Origin of the sequence: Lactobacillus sp. PV012 (genome assembly GCF_014522325.1) — a bacterium.
In the GTDB taxonomy this organism is placed as follows: domain Bacteria; phylum Bacillota; class Bacilli; order Lactobacillales; family Lactobacillaceae; genus Lactobacillus.
The window spans coordinates 1,330,555-1,347,566 of record NZ_CP041983.1 but is presented as its reverse complement, the minus strand read 5'-3'; the positions used below and the strand labels follow the sequence as shown (position 1 = coordinate 1,347,566).

The 17,012-nt window shown below is 33.7% G+C and carries 17 protein-coding genes, 1 tRNA gene and 1 pseudogene; 11 read left to right on the top strand and 8 right to left on the bottom strand.

From position 1 onward, the window contains the following. Window positions 1–70: 70 nt before the first annotated feature. The gene (locus tag FP433_RS06570; RefSeq protein ID WP_265483965.1) at window positions 71–1,471 is read right to left on the bottom strand and encodes an amino acid permease; all 1,401 of its coding nucleotides are present in this window, start codon (window positions 1,469–1,471) and stop codon (window positions 71–73) included. Between the two features lie 200 nt (window positions 1,472–1,671). Between FP433_RS06570 and FP433_RS06565 the strand changes: the two are divergent. Next, a pseudogene (locus FP433_RS06565) lies at window positions 1,672–3,003 on the top strand (aldehyde dehydrogenase family protein); the annotation flags it as partial. A 105-nt stretch (window positions 3,004–3,108) separates the two neighbouring features. Here FP433_RS06565 and FP433_RS06560 read toward each other — a convergent pair. The 3 genes from FP433_RS06560 to galE form a co-directional block, all read right to left on the bottom strand. Next, the gene (locus FP433_RS06560; protein ID WP_265483966.1) at window positions 3,109–3,513 is read right to left on the bottom strand and encodes a hypothetical protein; all 405 of its coding nucleotides are present in this window, start codon (window positions 3,511–3,513) and stop codon (window positions 3,109–3,111) included. Window positions 3,514–3,643: 130 nt separating this feature from the next. After that, window positions 3,644–3,925: a hypothetical protein gene (locus tag FP433_RS06555; protein WP_265483967.1), complete on the bottom strand. Its 282-nt coding sequence runs from the start codon at window positions 3,923–3,925 to the stop codon at window positions 3,644–3,646. Window positions 3,926–3,966: 41 nt separating this feature from the next. Further along, window positions 3,967–4,959 carry a UDP-glucose 4-epimerase GalE gene (galE, locus tag FP433_RS06550; RefSeq protein WP_265483968.1) on the bottom strand — a complete coding sequence of 331 codons (993 nt, stop codon included), beginning with the start codon at window positions 4,957–4,959 and terminating at the stop codon, window positions 3,967–3,969. Between the two features lie 147 nt (window positions 4,960–5,106). On the opposite strand from galE, the gene FP433_RS06545 reads away from it, so the two are divergent. From FP433_RS06545 to FP433_RS06500, 10 genes are all read left to right on the top strand, one after another. Beyond that, window positions 5,107–6,279, top strand: coding sequence for a galactokinase (locus FP433_RS06545; RefSeq protein WP_265483969.1), 1,173 nt, complete (start codon window positions 5,107–5,109; stop codon window positions 6,277–6,279). Window positions 6,280–6,286: 7 nt separating this feature from the next. Next, window positions 6,287–7,753, top strand: a complete 1,467-nt coding sequence (locus FP433_RS06540; protein WP_265483970.1) for a UDP-glucose--hexose-1-phosphate uridylyltransferase — start codon at window positions 6,287–6,289, stop codon at window positions 7,751–7,753. A 63-nt stretch (window positions 7,754–7,816) separates the two neighbouring features. Further along, entirely contained in the window at window positions 7,817–8,575 is a 759-nt protein-coding gene (locus tag FP433_RS06535) for an NADPH-dependent oxidoreductase (protein WP_265483971.1), read from the top strand. A 50-nt stretch (window positions 8,576–8,625) separates the two neighbouring features. After that, a tRNA-Thr gene (locus FP433_RS06530) sits at window positions 8,626–8,698 on the top strand. Between the two features lie 93 nt (window positions 8,699–8,791). After that, a complete protein-coding gene (locus FP433_RS06525) occupies window positions 8,792–9,307 on the top strand; it encodes a YbhB/YbcL family Raf kinase inhibitor-like protein (RefSeq protein WP_265483972.1) in 516 nt (171 codons plus the stop codon). Between the two features lie 127 nt (window positions 9,308–9,434). Next, window positions 9,435–10,076 (top strand): FMN-dependent NADH-azoreductase, encoded by a 642-nt coding sequence (locus tag FP433_RS06520; protein WP_265483973.1) that lies wholly within the window; start codon window positions 9,435–9,437, stop codon window positions 10,074–10,076. A gap of 111 nt (window positions 10,077–10,187) precedes the next feature. Beyond that, window positions 10,188–10,679 (top strand): winged helix DNA-binding protein, encoded by a 492-nt coding sequence (locus FP433_RS06515; protein WP_265483974.1) that lies wholly within the window; start codon window positions 10,188–10,190, stop codon window positions 10,677–10,679. A gap of 274 nt (window positions 10,680–10,953) precedes the next feature. Further along, window positions 10,954–11,532, top strand: coding sequence for a histidine phosphatase family protein (locus FP433_RS06510; RefSeq protein ID WP_265486619.1), 579 nt, complete (start codon window positions 10,954–10,956; stop codon window positions 11,530–11,532). 296 nt (window positions 11,533–11,828) lie between these two features. Continuing rightward, window positions 11,829–12,542, top strand: coding sequence for a hypothetical protein (locus FP433_RS06505; RefSeq protein ID WP_416202985.1), 714 nt, complete (start codon window positions 11,829–11,831; stop codon window positions 12,540–12,542). A gap of 154 nt (window positions 12,543–12,696) precedes the next feature. Further along, a complete protein-coding gene (locus FP433_RS06500) occupies window positions 12,697–13,941 on the top strand; it encodes a NupC/NupG family nucleoside CNT transporter (protein WP_265483976.1) in 1,245 nt (414 codons plus the stop codon). A gap of 58 nt (window positions 13,942–13,999) precedes the next feature. Here FP433_RS06500 and FP433_RS06495 read toward each other — a convergent pair whose 3' ends face one another. The 4 genes from FP433_RS06495 to FP433_RS06480 all read right to left on the bottom strand — a co-directional run bounded on the left by FP433_RS06495 (window position 14,000) and on the right by FP433_RS06480 (window position 16,695). Then, a complete protein-coding gene (locus FP433_RS06495) occupies window positions 14,000–14,191 on the bottom strand; it encodes a hypothetical protein (protein WP_265483977.1) in 192 nt (63 codons plus the stop codon). Between the two features lie 110 nt (window positions 14,192–14,301). Then, entirely contained in the window at window positions 14,302–14,649 is a 348-nt protein-coding gene (locus tag FP433_RS06490) for a hypothetical protein (RefSeq protein ID WP_265486618.1), read from the bottom strand. Window positions 14,650–14,769: 120 nt separating this feature from the next. Continuing rightward, window positions 14,770–15,381, bottom strand: coding sequence for a peptidoglycan-binding protein LysM (locus tag FP433_RS06485; RefSeq protein WP_265483979.1), 612 nt, complete (start codon window positions 15,379–15,381; stop codon window positions 14,770–14,772). A 159-nt stretch (window positions 15,382–15,540) separates the two neighbouring features. Beyond that, window positions 15,541–16,695, bottom strand: a complete 1,155-nt coding sequence (locus FP433_RS06480; RefSeq protein WP_265483980.1) for a matrixin family metalloprotease — start codon at window positions 16,693–16,695, stop codon at window positions 15,541–15,543. Window positions 16,696–17,012: the final 317 nt, after the last annotated feature.

Here is a 17,012-nt window from a genome sequence, read left to right as displayed (position 1 = left end):
TTTCACGGTTGAGAAGGCCTTGATAGAGGGACGATTTTATTTTAGATTTTATTGATGTTTTCAGTTTTTCTTATTGATTATTTTCTTCCTTAATTTCTTGTTCTTCACGGATAAACTTAGTTAAAGCAATTAAGACTAAGAAAACAATAATTGCTGTTAACATTGGAATACGGTGATCTGGGAAAATCAATAGAACAATAATCATGGCAATGAAGAAAATTAAATCTAGATAGTCGGTCCATGGAGAAAGAGGCATCTTGAAATCTGGCAATTGATCTTTAGGAGTTTGTGCTCGATAACGAAGGTGAGTAAAGATCATTAGGCACCAGATTATCAAGAACATACTTGTAGAAGTAGATGAAATAAATTCAAATGCGTCTCCTAAAAAGTAGTTCAAAATTGGTGCTAAAGCAATAACTAGTGTAGAAAAAATTAAAGCATTTTCTGGTAGTTGACGACGATTTAACTTACCAAAAGTCTTACTCCATTTATTTTTTCCATTGTAATTAATAGAAAATAGTAGACGACCTGCACTATAGATGAAACTATTAGTTGAAGAAACAGCGGCACTAATAACAACAAAGTTAATAATAGAACCAGCATTTTTAATTCCAGTAGCAGCAAGGGCTTGAACGAATGGGGAACTACTTGTAGAAACTTTATCCCATGGAATAATTAACAAAATTGCAACAATAGCTAAAACATAGAATAAGATGATTCTTACAGGTAGTTGTTCAATTGCTCGACGTAAAGTCTTTTTAGGATTTTGGGCTTCGGCAGCAGTTAAACAGATCAGCTCTACTCCAATGAAAGAGAAGATAACCATCTGGAATCCCATCAGGAACCCTTTGCCTCCCTTAGGGAAGAAGCCACCATCGGTAATAAAATTCCCCCATCCTATAGCACCATAATGGGTACTTTTTCCAGTAATCATTAGATAGAAAATTAAGATTACGAAAATAATAACTGTTAAAATTTTAATAATTGCAAAACTGAATTCAAGATTTCCGAAAACTCGAGCAGAAATTAAATTAATACCCAATAAAACTACTAAGGTAATAACCGCGGGAATCCAGGGATGAAGTTTAGGCCACCAATATTGGAAATAAATACCTAAGGCTGTAAGTTCAGCCATAGCTAAGGTTAGCCAACTGATCCAGTAAAGGTAGCCAGTAACAAACCCAATGTTTTTTCCTAAATATTGAGTAATAAAATCAATATAAGTATGCTTATTTAAATCGGAGAGAACAAGTTCTCCTAAAGCGCGCATTAATAGAAAAAGGAAAAATCCAACTAATGCGTAGATGATAATCACTGAAGGCCCAGCTAATTTGATACTGTTACCTACTCCTAAGAATAGTCCAGTCCCAATTGTTCCTCCAAGAGCAATCAGCTGGATGTGAGTATTAGTTAAGCTCCGCTTCATTTGCCCATTATTTTCTTTTTTGGGAGCAGAGTTTTTTTCTGTCATGAATATTCTCATCCTTTCTAAATGTAATAAAATTTTATCATAAATTATTAAAATATATTATTACATTTTTTAATCATCTTCTATATTTTATCAAAAAAAATCATTAGAACACAATTTAGCTTCATTATATAAATGTGATTTTATTCACAAATTGTTGTATACTAAACATATAAAAAGCTTGTTTATGAAGGGAGAAAGTTATGGCTGAATTAAAAGAGACAATCAATAAATATGTCGAAAATGCCCATAAAGCCTTAGATCAAATGGCTGAGTATTCTCAAGAGCAGGTTGATAAAATATGTGAGGCAATGGTAGAAGCTGCTTTAGCTCATAAAGAAGAGTTAGCAGAATTAGCTGTAGAAGAAACAAAAAGAGGAAAAGTAGCAGACAAAGTAGAAAAGAATATTTTTGCGAGCCAAACAGTCTGGAATTCTATTAAAAATGAAAAAACAGTTGGAATCATTAAAGAAGATTCCAAACAAGGTTTGACGGAAATTGCTGAACCGGTAGGTGTGATTGTGGGAATTACTCCAGTCACAAATCCTACTTCTACTGTAATTTTTAAAAGTTTGATTGCTTTAAAGACACGTAATGCAATTGTCTTTGCTTTTCATCCGCAAGCCCAACAGGCTAGTAAGAGAGCAGCTGAAGTGCTGCAAGCAGCAATTGAGGCAGCGGGCGGTCCTGCGAACGCCATTCAATGGATTGAAGAACCTAGTTTAGAAGCTACTAATACTTTAATCAATCATGATGGTATTCAAACAATTTTGGCAACAGGTGGTCCTGGCATGGTAAAGGCTGCATATTCTTCAGGGAAACCAGCCTTGGGAGTAGGACCTGGTAATGGACCATCCTATATTGAAAAAACAGCCGATCTTGATCAGGCAGTTAAAGATATTGTAGCTTCAAAAACTTTTGATAATGGGATGATTTGCGCATCTGAAAATTCTGTAGTGGTTGATAAAGATGTATATGATGAAGTTAAGAGTAAATTTGAAGACTTACATTGTTACTTTTTAAATGATGAAGAGATTAAGAAATTTGAAGAGAACTTCATTGATCCCAAGCGTGGAACAGTGGCTGGACCAATTGCAGGGAAGTCAGCAGTAGAAATTGCACGCTTGTGTGGAGTAGATGTTCCTGCTGATACTCAAGTAATAGTTGCTGAATATCAAGGAGTAGGTCGTCAGCATCCTTTATCTGCAGAAAAACTTTCACCAGTTTTTACACTTTACAAGGCTAACTCTCAAGAAGAAGCTTTTGAAATTTGTAGTGCTTTAGTAAATTATGGTGGGCGAGGCCATACTGCAGGTATCCATACGACTGATAAAGAATTAGTAAAAGACTTTGCCCTTGCAATGTCAGCATGCCGAATTTTAGTAAATACTCCAGCGGCAATGGGGGGAATTGGTGGAATGTATAATAACTTAATGCCATCATTAACCTTAGGAGCAGGATCTTATGGGGAAAATTCTATTTCTCATAATGTATCTGCAAGAGATCTCTTAAATATTAAAACAATTGCTTATCGAATGAAGTAATATTAGTAAAAGCCTAAACGGCTTTTCTTTTTACAAAAATTTTCATACAAAAAAACTACCTCAAACGAGGTAGTTTTTTTAATCTCAAACTTCTTTTTAAAGTTTGCCGGCTTTCTTAAGGATTTCCTTAGCCTTTTCTAATGAGTGGTGTTCTGAACGGTAACGCTTAATGTCGTAACCATCTTCATCCTTCAAGTGACTTAATTCTTCGTCTAATTCCTTGAATGCACTCTTTAATTCTTTGATAGTTGATTCTTCAGCTGCATCGTAACGAGCACCTTTGTCTTCGTCACCTTTTTCAGCATCTTTAACTTCATCTTCACCAATCTTCTTAGCGTGCTTTAAGATTGACTTGATGTCCTTAATAGTTTCGTGTTGAGCAGTGCGGTGACGCTTGTCAGGTTCACTTTCTTCAATCTTAGTTAAGTGAGCTTCTGCATCAGCAATCTTCTTAGCAATTCTGTCCAATGCTTTCAATTCTCTTTTTTCGTAATCAGCCATAATATATACCTCCTAAAATAATATATCGATTTCTTTGAATTGATATATCTTTTTCTTAATACACTTATAGTTTATGATTACCTCTTTTAAAAAGCAAAGAAAAAGCCTCGAAAATTTAAAAAAATTTAAATTAATGATTTTTCATTAAAATTTGCACATAAATACTGGCAATTAAAATTATCACAATCATTGTTGTAACAGTAATTACAGCAAATGTATCAAAGAATAAGGTAGTAATATATCCAATTATTAAAAGACAAAAAATTGCAAAGATATTTTTAAATTGAATCTTAAATTTTTCTTGATTATAATAATTGGCAATTAATATTCCAATATAAAAGAGAGTCAGTCCTAGATATAACCCACTAACTGCGGTTAATAAGTTAGTAGGTTCACTGATAAATTTTATCAAAAAATAGAGATCAAATTTTTGCTTTGATCTCTATTTTTAACTTATTTATCTGCATAACCATTTGGATGAGTTTGATGCCATTTCCAAGCTGTAGCAATTACTTCATCAACATTTTCATGTTTTGGCTTCCAGCCCAAAATAGTTCGAGCTTTAGTAGAATCAGCCACTAAACTGTCAGGGTCTCCACCACGACGAGGGCCGATTTTATAAGGAATATCAATTCCAGTAACTTTTTTTGCACTCTCTAAAATTTCTAAGTTAGAGTATCCTTGAGCAGTCCCTAAATTGAAAATATCAGATTTATTAGTTTTGATGAGGTGTTGTAAAGCAAGAATGTGAGCATCAATTAAATCTTCTACCTGAACATAATCACGTACGTTGGTTCCATCTTTGGTATCATAATCATCACCGAAGATAGTAAAGTTTCCGTCACCGGCAAGCGCACTCTTCAAAATATTAGGCACTAAGTGACTTTCAGGTCCGTGATCTTCACCAATTGTTCCATCACTTGCAGCGCCTGCTACATTAAAGTAACGTAAGGCAATTGACTTGATACCATTGGCTTTATCAGCCCAGTGCATAATTTTTTCCATCATCATTTTTGTTTCACCATAAGGGTTAATTGGATCAAGAGGAGTATCTTCAGTAATTGGCAATTTCTTAGGAATACCATATGTAGCTGCTGAAGAAGAAAAGACTAAATGTTTTACTCCAGCATCTTGCATTGCTTGTAGTAAGGAAATCATTCCAGTTACATTATTATCATAATATTTGAGCGGATTTTGGACAGATTCCCCAACTAAAGAATAGGCAGCAAAGTGCATAACAGCGTCAATTTTTTCTTCACGTAAAATTTTATTTACTAAGAAAGTATCTTCGATGTCACCTTGATAAAAAGTAGCACGCTTATCAACTGCCTTCTTATGTCCAGTGTATAATGCATCTAAAACGACAACATCATCACCATTCTCAATTAATTTCCTAACAGCATGGGAACCAATATACCCAGCTCCACCAATAACTAAAATACGCATAGTTAACTCCTTTGTGTAACATAATAATTTATAGTTTTATTCTAGCATAAGAAAATAATTTTCTGAAAAATCCTTAAGCTTTAAAATTGTCTCCAAAACTATTATACTAATTTTGTAAGCGGTTACCAAAAAATGGAGGAGAAAAAGATGAAAAAGAGTGAACTATTAGATAAATATCAAGATATATTTAAAGAAAAAGGTGAGGCAGTATATTTTTCACCAGGTAGAATTAATGTAATTGGGGAACACACAGACTATAATGGGGGTCATGTTTTTCCAGCAGCGATTAGTTTAGGAGTATACGGTGTTTTTGGAAAACGTAGTGATCAACAAGTTAAACTTTACTCTGGAAATATTGAAGGAGAAGTAGTTGCTTTTGATTTAGAAGATTCAAGTGTAGAACAAAAGGATCGATTTTGGACAAATTACTTAAAAGGGATGTTAACTTATTTGAGAGAGCTATTTCCAACTCAAATTAAGCAAGGTTTTAACTTATATCTTGAAGCAGATTTACCATCAGGTTCTGGTTTATCTTCTTCAGCTGCCATTGAAATGCTGATGGGAATAATTTTAAAAGAAGAATTTGGGTTAGACATTTCAAGGGAAAAATTAGCACGTCTAGGACAAAAAACGGAAAATGAATTTGTCGGTCTAAATTCAGGAATTATGGATCAATTTGCATGTATTATGGGTAAAAAAGATAGTGCAATTTTTCTAGACTGTAATACTATGGAGTATGAATACAAGCCCCTAGAATTATCTGATTATGAAATTGTAATTATGAGTACTAATAAAGAACATACTTTAGCAGATTCTGCTTACAATGATCGAGTTAGAGAATGCGAAGAAGCATTAAAGTTATTAAAAAATAAATTAGAGATTAATTCACTAGGGGAATTAGATACAGAAACTTTAGAAGAGTATTCTTACTTAATTAATGATGACAAACTCCTAAGAAGAGCTCGTCATGCAATTAGTGAAAATGAGAGAGCCTTGCGGGCTACGAAAGTAATGGAAGAAGGAGACTTAGCTAGATTGGGGCGTTTGCTAAATGCTTCGCATATTTCTTTACACTATGATTACGAAGTTACAGGCAAAGAATTAGATACTTTGGTACAAGCTGCTTGGCAACAAGAAGGAGTAGTAGGTGCTAGAATGATTGGCGGAGGATTTGGCGGCAGCGCCATTGCAATTGTGAAAAAAGATAAAGCCGAAGTTTTTAAGCACAATGTTGGAGAAATTTATGCGAAAAAGATTGGCTATGAAGCTAGTTTTTATGATGCAGAAATAGTAGACGGAACTAAGAAAATTGAGGGATAAAAGAGTAATGAAAGTTATTGAAAAATTTGTTAGTGAAGCGGTTAAAAGTGGACGTTTTCAAGAAATAGATGATATCTATCTCACTAACAAAATTTATGCGCTAGTTGGAAAGACAGATAAGAATTATCAAGAAACTGAACCAGTAGTAAAACAGTTGGTAGAGATAGCCGTAGATAATAAAAAAATTCCAGATGATCTTACATCAAGAGAAGTCTTAAATGATGAACTCTATGATTTGTTGATGCCCCTTCCCTCACAAATTAATGCCCAGTTTTGGGAAAAGATGCAAAAGAGTTCTCAACAAGCTACTGACTGGTTTTACAATTTATGTGTAAAAGGAAATTATGTAAAAAAAGAAGCAATTGCAAAAAATATTGTGTTTACCGGTAAAGGAAAAAATGGACATGATTTAGAAATTACGATTAATCTCTCTAAGCCGGAAAAAGATCCCAAGGCAATTGCAGCAGCAGCTAAAAGCTCTAGCAAGAAATATCCTCAGTGTGCATTATGTGCAGAAAATGAAGGATACGTTGGTGGCTATGGAGAAAATGCTAGAAGTAATTTAAGAATTATCCGTTTAATGCTGGGAGGGAAAAAGTGGGGCTTTCAGTATTCCCCCTATGCTTATTTTAATGAGCATTGTATTTTTTTAGATTTTGTCCATACCCCAATGGTTATTAATCAGCAAACATTAATTAATTTAGTAGAAATTGAAAAAATCTTCCCTGATTATTTTGTGGGATCTAATGCTGACTTACCGATAGTAGGTGGATCCCTTTTGTCTCATGAACACTATCAGGGCGGGCGACATGTTTTTCCAATGATGAAAGCAAAGTTAAAGCAAAAGATTAATTTTCCAGCCTATCCTGAAGTAGCAGCTGGAATTGTTGATTGGCCAATGAGTGATTTGCGTCTTGAAAGTAGTAATTCACTTAGTTTAATTGATTTGGGAAGTAAGATCATTAGTTTTTGGAAAAAATATAGTGATCCAGCACTTAAGATAAAGGCAAAGGATGATACTGAGCTTCACCATACAGTAACCCCGATCATGCACCGACAAGGAGAAAAATTTATTCTTGATTTGGTATTAAGAGATAATAATACTAGTAAAGAATATCCCTTAGGAATTTTTCATCCTCATCAAGAACTTTGGCATATTAAAAAAGAAAATATTGGTTTAATTGAAGTAATGGGACGGGCAATTTTGCCAGGACGGTTAAAGAAGGAATTGGAAGAAGTAAAAAAGTATTGGTTAAATCAAAATAATGAGATTGCTGCTTCACATTTAGCTTGGGCTGAAAAGATAAAGCAAGAAGAAACAATTACAGCTGATAATGTAGACCAAGTAATGCAGCAGGCGTTAGCAGATGTTTTTGAACAGGTGCTAACAGATAGTGGTGTGTTTAAAGATAATAAAGCTGGTCAAGAAGGTTGGGAAAGATTTTTAGTTGCTTTAAAACAAAATTTGGCTTAGTTGCACAGTAGTTTAAAAAATGATAGTGTGGAAGTGTTACTTATTAAAAGAAAGAAGAATTTTATGATTCACACTAACACGATTGATGAACAAGTAAATCATCGCTCCATTCGAAAATTTAAAGATCAAATTTTATCTAAAGAAGAATTAGCTACCTTATTAACTGTAGCGCAACACACTCCAACTAGTATGTTTTTACAAGGATTTTCTATTTTACATATTACTGATGAAGCAAAGAAAAAAAGAATTAGAGAATTATGTAATCAAGAATATGTAGGAGCTAATGGAGATTTATTCATCTTTTTAGCAGACTTGCATCGTAATCAACAAATTCGTCAGCAAATGGGGACAGATGATGGACGAGTACATACCACAGATATTTTCTTACAAGTTCTTCAAGATACAGTTTTGGCTGTACAAAATATGGGAAATGCAGCTGAAAGTATGGGATTAGGATATGTACCCCTAGGTACCGTAATTGATCATCCCTTGGAAATGATTAAAACTCTAGATTTACCAGAACTAACTTTTCCAGTGATAGGGATGCAGGTGGGACGTCCAGATCAAGATCCCCAATTAAAACCGCGCTTACCACTTGAATTTACTTGTTTTGAAAATGAGTATCCTAAAGATTTTAAGATTAGTGATTTAAAAGGCTATGATGAAATTGTAGAGACTTACTATGATTTACGTGATACTAATCGTCGTGTGGATTCATTTACTAAGCAAATTGCCGGTAAAAAATTAGACAACCATCAAACAGATCGGGATCAAATTCCTGAAGCTCTTCATAAGCAAAAGCTTTGCTTAGATTGGAAGTAGAAAGTAATTGAATCTTCTACCAACTTTTGCTATAATTTTAACGATAATTCGCTGAATTAGCTCAGTTGGTAGAGCGCTTCCCTCGTAAAGAAGAGGTCGCCAGTTCGATCCTGGCATTCAGCATTTAGCTCTAAAACTTCTAGCAACTAGCTAGGAGTTTTTTATTTGAAAAAATATTTTCCTTTTTCTACTATAAGATTAGAAAGAAGGAAAAATATGAAAATTCAAGTACCTTTAGTTAATGGTTTATTAGCAGGTGAGTACGGTTCTTTTGCTCCTGAAGAAGATCGTATTAATGGCAAGCCTGCAAAATCATTTCCAATTAAGATTAGCGATGTTCCTGCGGGAACCAAGACGTTTGCAATTTTTATGAACGACTTTGATTCTGTGCCTGTTTGTGGCTTTGCTTGGATTCACTGGTTAGCCGCAAACATCCCAGGTGATGTTAGAGAAATTCCCGCAGATGCCAGTCGAAAGGAACCTTTTGAAATGGTGCAAGGTTCTAATAGTAATCGAAGTAAGTTTTTACCATTAAATTCTGGTTCACCAGTTGGTTATACTGGCCCACAACCACCATCAGGAGTTCATAAATATACTTTAAGAGTCTATGCCTTAGATTCTAAGTTAGATCTACCACATGCGTACTGGCTAAATGAATTTTTATATAAAAGTAAGGGTCATATTTTAGAAGAAGCAGTAATTGACTTACCTTTTTCTGCTACACAAGGATAAAAAGAGAAATCTTTTTATTTTTTTGGCTTTTATTGTTGACAAGCAACAATAAAGGAATATAATAAGTATTGTAATGTTGATAAGCAACAAAAAAGAGATTAATAAATAGAGAAAGGAATTGATTCCAATGAGTAAAGTATTAGTTATTAAGGCACATCCACATACTGATGATAGTTTATCTTTGACAGTAGGTGACGAATTTATCAAGAAGTATCAAGAAAGTCATCCAGATGATGAAGTAGTGATTCGTGACTTATTTGATGGTGAAGAAGTTCCACCATTAAACGATGTGACTTTCGCAGCTTGGAAGAAAGAAAAGAACGGTATGCCATTAAATGATGAAGAAAAGGATGTTCTTACTCGTCATAACGCATGGCTTGATGAATTCGTGAATGCAGATAAATATGTTTTCATTAATCCAATGTGGAATCACTTTATGCCAGCACAAATGAAGGCTTATCTTGATGTAACTGCTGTTACTCACAAGACTTTCAAATATGCTCCAGATGGTAGTGTAATTGGTTTATTACCTGAAAAGAAAGTTATGCACATTCAAGCAGCTGGTGGTTTATACCATGCAAATGGTTTTGATGATCCAGCAGCTAAAGACGACTTTGGTACTAACTACCTTGATTATGAAATGAACTTCTATGGCATTACTGATGTAAATCACATCTTTATTGAAGGTGCTGATATGATGCCTGATAAGCGCCAAGACATCTTAGATGCTGCTTTGAAAGAAGCAGATGAAAAGGCAAAAATGTTCTAGCCTAATAAAATGAATCTTTCTTCGAACCCATTTGGAATACAAATGGGTTTTCCTGTCTAATCTGATAAAATATTATTAAGTAGGAAGTAAGAATTAGAAAGGGTGTTGAAAATGTCTAGCCCAGAAAAAGATGTGTATGATGCAATAAAGAACATTCGCTTAACTAGGGATAATACTCATAGTACTCAGGAGCAAACCTGGATTGCTAATCATTTGAATAGATGTGAACTAAAAGAGCCAATTAGTAAGCTTTCTATAGGAGCGTTGCATATTTTATCAGACTTAGAAGAGGGATCTAAGACGGGAAATGATCTAGCTTGCAGTCTAAATTTAACACGTGGTGGAGTAAGTCGTGCTAGTAAGAAATTATGTGAGTATGATTTAATTACTACTTGTAAAAAAAATGGAAATAAAAAAAATATTTACTACACACTTACAGATAAGGGACGAGAAGTGGCTCAAGCTCACGATGAGTTGCATTGCAAAATGCAGACACAGATGATGAAGAAGTTTACTGATAAATATACTCCTAAGCAATTGGAATTAGTTAGCAGCTTTTTGAGAGATGCACTTGAATTTGAGCAAAAATTGAATGATGAATAAATTAAAAGGTCGTGCTATTTATTTAATAGACACGACTTTTTTGATTATTTAACTTCTTTAGCTTCTTGCATGGCCTTCATGATTGAAGGATTCTTGGAGTGACAATCCTTAATCATTTGAATATCTTCTTCAGTTAATTCTACAGTATATTTAGTCATAACTTTCCCTCTTTTTCTAATATTCTTAGTTAAATATACCACAATCTGAAAAAACTTGCTTGGAGTATTTTTTGTCGGTAAGATTAATTGAAAAGATAATGAAATGAGGATAAATTATGGTAAAAACTATCTATTTAGTGAGACACGGACAAACTCTTTTTAATTTTCGGCACAAAACGCAAGGGCGAATAGATTCACCATTAACAGAATTAGGAAAAAGACAAGCTTTAGCAGCAGGAAAGTTTTTTGAAGAAAATAATATAAAATTTGATCGAGCTTTCACTTCTACGCAAGAACGTGCAAATGATACTTTAGAACTTATTACTCATAATTCCTTACCTTACAAGCGTTTAAAAAATCTGCGTGAAAAAGATTATGGTATTTATGAAGGCCAAGATGAATTTTTATTACCTTGGAATCGCGGCTTAGAGAGAGATTTTGAACCAACTATGGAAAAAGATAGTGCGGTAGTAGAGCGGATGGAAAGAGGGATGCAAGAAGTATTTAGTCAAACTAGGGACGGAGAAACGGTTTTAGTAGTGGGACATGGTGATATTTTGGGACAATATGTCAGAAAGTATAAAGAAGAGCTAGAATTTTCTGGATTTAAGAATTGTGCTTATGTAAAAATGAGTGAAGAAAATGGAAAAATTAGGATTGAAGAAGCAGGTTGGCCAGCAGAAAATATACATTAAGCAAGAAGGATAGTAATATCCTTCTTTTTTCTATATGAATTATTACAGAATTGTAACAATATTACTATAACATTACAAGAAAATATAATGTTACACCAATGTAACAAAAACATGCGTTTCCTTAATATTAAAACGTGATTGTGTCACGTTGGTGCAACATGAACTATGTATTATAGACGATGTCAAATGAATCAACGCAAAACAAAAATCAATTAATTATTAAACTATGTTGATTCAAGAATTGAAATAGGAATTAATTTTAAAGGAGACTTTTTATTTTGAAGAATTTTAAATCCATCAATTTTAAATCTATCCTATCTAAACCTTTTGCTGCAGGTATGGTAGCAGCAGGACTTACTCTTGTAGCTACAAGTACTAATAACCATGCTCAAGCTGCAGTAACTGCAAACGATCCTAGTGTTGTAACTATCAACGTTGCTAAAGGTGCAACTGTTAAGCGTAGTGCTTCAGATTACTCAGCTTCAACTGGTCAAATTTTAGCACATGCTACTTCATGGAAAGTTATTGATTCCGCATATGATGCACAAGGAAATAAATGGTATGACTTAGGTCTTAACCAATGGGTTAAAGCTTCAGAAACTGTTGCTGGTTACCACATTGTAGGTAGTTACAAAGCAGCTTCTAAGCACACAACTTCTACTAATACTAACGCTAATAACGCATCTACAAGTAACTACTCAACTTCAACTTACACTTCAAATGCAAGTTCATCAAACAATGCAACTACTTCAACTTCATCAAGTTCATACACTTCAAGTGTAAGTGGCAGTGAAGCAGCTGCTAAGGCTTGGATTGCAAATCGTGAATCTGGTGGTTCATACTCTGCAACTAATGGTCAATACGTTGGTAAATACCAATTATCTGCAAGTTACTTAAATGGTGACTACTCTGCCGCAAACCAAGAACGTGTTGCTGATAACTATGTTAAGTCACGTTACGGCTCATGGACTGCAGCACAAAGTTTCTGGCAAGCAAACGGTTGGTACTAAAATTTAATATTATAAATCGTCCTTATTTGAGGACGATTTTTTTGTAGAAAAAATAATAATTATTTTTTAAAACTAATATTGAAATCTGATAGAAAAAAGGTTATATTTTTTAAAAAGGTTTAACAGTTGTAGATTAACTAGAGAGGTGGAACCAGTGTATTTAGCCATTAATATTTTAGGAGTTGCAATATTTTTACTAATTGGTTGGCTATGTTCAAAAAATCGAAAAGAAATTAAGTGGCGTGGAATTATCACGATGGTAATTTTCAACTTAGTTTTGGCTTGGTTTTTGACAAGTTTTTCAGTCGGAAGAGCAATTGTTAGTGGAGCAGCGGCAGGGTTTAACGGCTTAATGGATGTTGCTTATGAAGGAATCAAGTTTGCCTTCCCAAATCAAATCAATAATAAGTCAGTCGATTGGTTCTTCCAAGTATTGATGCCAATTTTAATGGTTGTTCCATTATTTGATATTTTGACATATATTGGGGTATTACCATGGGTTATTAAGTGGATTGGAAAAGGATTATCCAAATTAACCGGACAGCCAAAGTTTGAATCATTTTTCTCAGTAGAAATGATGTTTTTAGGAAATACAGAAGCACTGGCTGTATCATCTCTTCAATTAAAAAAGATTAGTGCACAACGTAATTTAACTTTAGCAATGATGTCAATGAGTTGTGTAACAGCTTCAATTATCGGATCTTATACTGAAATGATGCCAGCACAATATATTTTGACAGCTGTACCAGTTAATGTAATCAATGCGTTAATTGTTACGGCAATGCTAAATCCAATTAATGTAAGCCCTAAAGAAGATACTATTGAAACAATGAGTAGTAGTTCAGCAGTAGCTGAAGAAGAAATTGGGGATGTTAATAAAGAAGGCAAGCCGGAAAAAGAACCTTTCTTCTCCTTCTTAGGTGATTCAATTATTGGAGCAGGAAAATTAATCTTGATTATTACTGCTAATGTTATTGCATTTGTAGCTTTAGCAGATTTAATTAATAAGATATTAGGATTTGTTAATCCATGGCTTTCTTTAGAGCACTTATTAGGGATTATTATGTATCCATTTGCCTGGTTAATGGGACTACCATTTGATCAAGCATTTGATTTTGCTCAGAATATGGGTACTAAGCTTGTAACAAATGAATTTGTGGTAATGGGGCAAGTTACTAAGAAGATTGCCCATTACAGTCCCCACTATCAAGCTGTGTTAACAGCCTTCTTAACAAGTTTTGCAAACTTCTCTACTATTGGAATGATTATTGGGGCATTTAAGGGATTAGTTGACAAAGAAAAGAGTACTTTAATTTCTAAGAACGTAACTTATTTACTTCTTTCAGGAATTTTAGTATCACTTCTTTCAGCCTCAATGATTGGATTATTTGTTTGGTAGAAAGTAAGAAAAAAGGCATTGCGTTTTAAATAACACAATGCCTTTTTCTTTTGCTAAATTAATACCAATTATGATTTTCCCAGAATTTCTTGGCATTTACCCAAGAACCATAGCGAGATTTAACATAATTATCAGCTACACGTTCTTGATTGGCAGCTGAGTAGTCACCATTTAAGTAGCTTGAATCTAGTTGATATTTACCAATATATTTACCATTTTTAGCAGTGTAAGAATTACTTGATTCATGCATCGCAATCCATGCTTTAGCAGCTGCTTCACTCCTTGAAAGATTTGAAGTATAACTAGAATTAGTAGAAGAAGTGGATTTTTTAGTTGAGCTAGATGAAGAAGTAGTAGAATCTAGCTTGATATTAAAGTCATAAGACGTAGTTGAGCTAGAAGAAATTTTTTAGTATCAGAAGCTAAAATCCATTGCTTATAACCAATTGCGTACCATTGACGGCCCTCTTGGTCAGTAGCTGTTCCAATAATTTTATATTTTGCGTGATAAAAAGCTTTTAAACCAGTATTGTTTCCAGCTTGATAGTTAGTCCAAATTTCAGCTCCATCCTTATTGGAAATAGTTATTCTAGAAGTTGTAGCAGCTTTAACTTGAGGGAAAGTAAGTGCTTGGGTAGAAATAATCCCAGTAGCACTAAGCATAATACCTGCTGATACTTTAACTAATAGTGAGTTGAAACGATTCAAATAATCTCTCCTTTAAATAATTGTTGAATACATAATACAAGAAAAATATTGCGAAAGAATTACAAAAATAAGTCTAAAAGATAAAAAAGATGCCCTAGGGCATCTTTTTTATTGTTGTTTTTAGTACCAACCGTGGCTAACCCAGAAGTTCTTAGCATTTACCCAAGAACCGTAACGGGATTTTACATAGTTGTTAGCAACGCGTTCTTGGTTTGCAGCAGAGTAGTCGCCGTGTAGGTAACTTGCAGCTAATTGATATTTACCAATGTATTGACCATTACGTGCGCTGTATGAACCACCAGATTCACGCATTGCAATCCAGTTTTTAGCTGCAGTTTCTGCATTTGAAGGTGCTTGAGAAACGGTCTTCTTTGTAGTGGTAGTCTTAGCTTTCTTAGGAGTCTTTTTAGTGACTTTCTTAGTATTAGAAGCTAAAATCCATTGATTAGTGCCGATTGCGTACCAGCTACGACCTTGTTGATCAGTGGCAGTACCAGTAACTTTGTACTTAGCATTGTAAAGAGCTTTTGAACCAGTAGTCTTACCGCCTTGGTAGTTAGTCCAAATTTGCGTACCATTCTTGTTAGAAATCTTGATAGTTCCAACTGTTTTAAGAGTAGTAGCTGCTTGAGCGTTAGTTGCAGGTTGAGTTGCAGTAACTGCTGCACCTAAACCAATTGTAAGAGCAACACCGGCTGATAATTTAACTAATACTGACTTAAACTGATTCAAAACTTTTCTCTCCTTGTAAATTTAATAAAAATTAATTACTTGTTCTTTAATTGACAAGTTATATATTACAGGGGGAATGTTGCAGAAAGATTACAGAAAGAAGTCGATACCATTATAAAGAAATAACGAAAGTACCATTTTTTGTAAAAAAGGAATAAATTAGAATATTTTTTCTGTAATGGTTCCTTGCTTAATAATTTTTCCTTTAATTCCTTGACTTTGTTTTTTATTTTTTGAAGTTTGTTTGATAATAAAGTAATTTTTCTTCCCCTTTAATTTACTTTTTGAAATAAAAACAGTAGTCTCAGTAGAGGAAGTTTTTTGAGTAAGGAATTTTTTCCCTTGGTAGTAAAAAGTTAATGAAGACTTTGGTAGGGTACTGAGTTTATAGGTAATCCCTTTGTTTGTGTGAGAGATTTTAGTAATCTCAGGTTTTTTTGCTGCGTAATCATCTGCAGTAAAAGTTTTAGTAGAAGTTACTTTCTGGTCATGTTTATCTAAGCCAAGAAGTTTAAAGTTTTTATAGCCTTTAAAAGAAATCTTTGCTGAAAAATCGCCATTAGATTTAGGAACTATCTGTTTGACAGTCTTATTGTTGTAAAGAATAGCTACTTTTTTTACATTAATAGCTTTTCCTGAAATTATAATGGCTTTTGATTTTGAATCATAGTGGTAAGAAATACGGTTAATGGTTGGAGTAACTAAATCTACAATGTGAAGATGAACAATTTGAGGGGTACCTGGTACACTGTCAAACGATGCTTGAGTAGAATAGCGTTTTTTCATGCCATTAACATCTACACTCTTAATATTGTAGTACCGATTAGCGGGATTCATTACAGAAATACTATTAGAGGCATTATGATTTAATCCAAGCGCATGTCCCAGTTCGTGTTCTGCAACATTAACTTGTTGGTCTAAAGTGTAGCCATATTTATTGAATACAGCGCGATTTATTCGAACATCGTTTGAAATAATTTGCCCTGTAGATGAATCATAATCTACATTGTCATAACCTGCTACATTAAGATTATCAGTTCCGTTATAACTGCTTAATGTAGTTTTAGAATGAGAAGAAGCGGCTTTCCAATTAAATCCGTTGGCTTTCCATCCATTAACAGCTTTTTGCCAAACTTCTTTGTAATGGGAAGAAGTAGATTTATCGAGATAGTAGGCCGTTGCTTTTTGATATCGATAATTTGTAATAGGAGTAGGATTCCAAGTGGTAGCTTTAACTGAAAGAGGTTTATTAAAACCGAGTAATAAAGTACTTGTTATGGCTGTTAGCATTCCGATAGTTGTTTTCTTTTTCATAAAAATCTCCTTAAAAAATCAATTACAAATTAAGTATAGTGAAGAATGTTTCGAATGGGGAAAGTTTTCTTAAGAGGTTAATTTTGTGTCTTAATTAGTAACTATAACAAATAAGATGAAAAAATGACCATTTAAGAAAAATTAAGTATATTAAAGTAAAGATACGGTAAGATATATTAAAGAAGTTTAATGAAAATTAGTCTGAAAAAAGGAGAAAAAGATGCTTATTTTTAATTTATTTATGAATTTAGGATTTATTAATAGTTTTGCGGTTATTAATAATAGAAAGAAAAAGAGAATGTTCTTTGGGGGGAGGT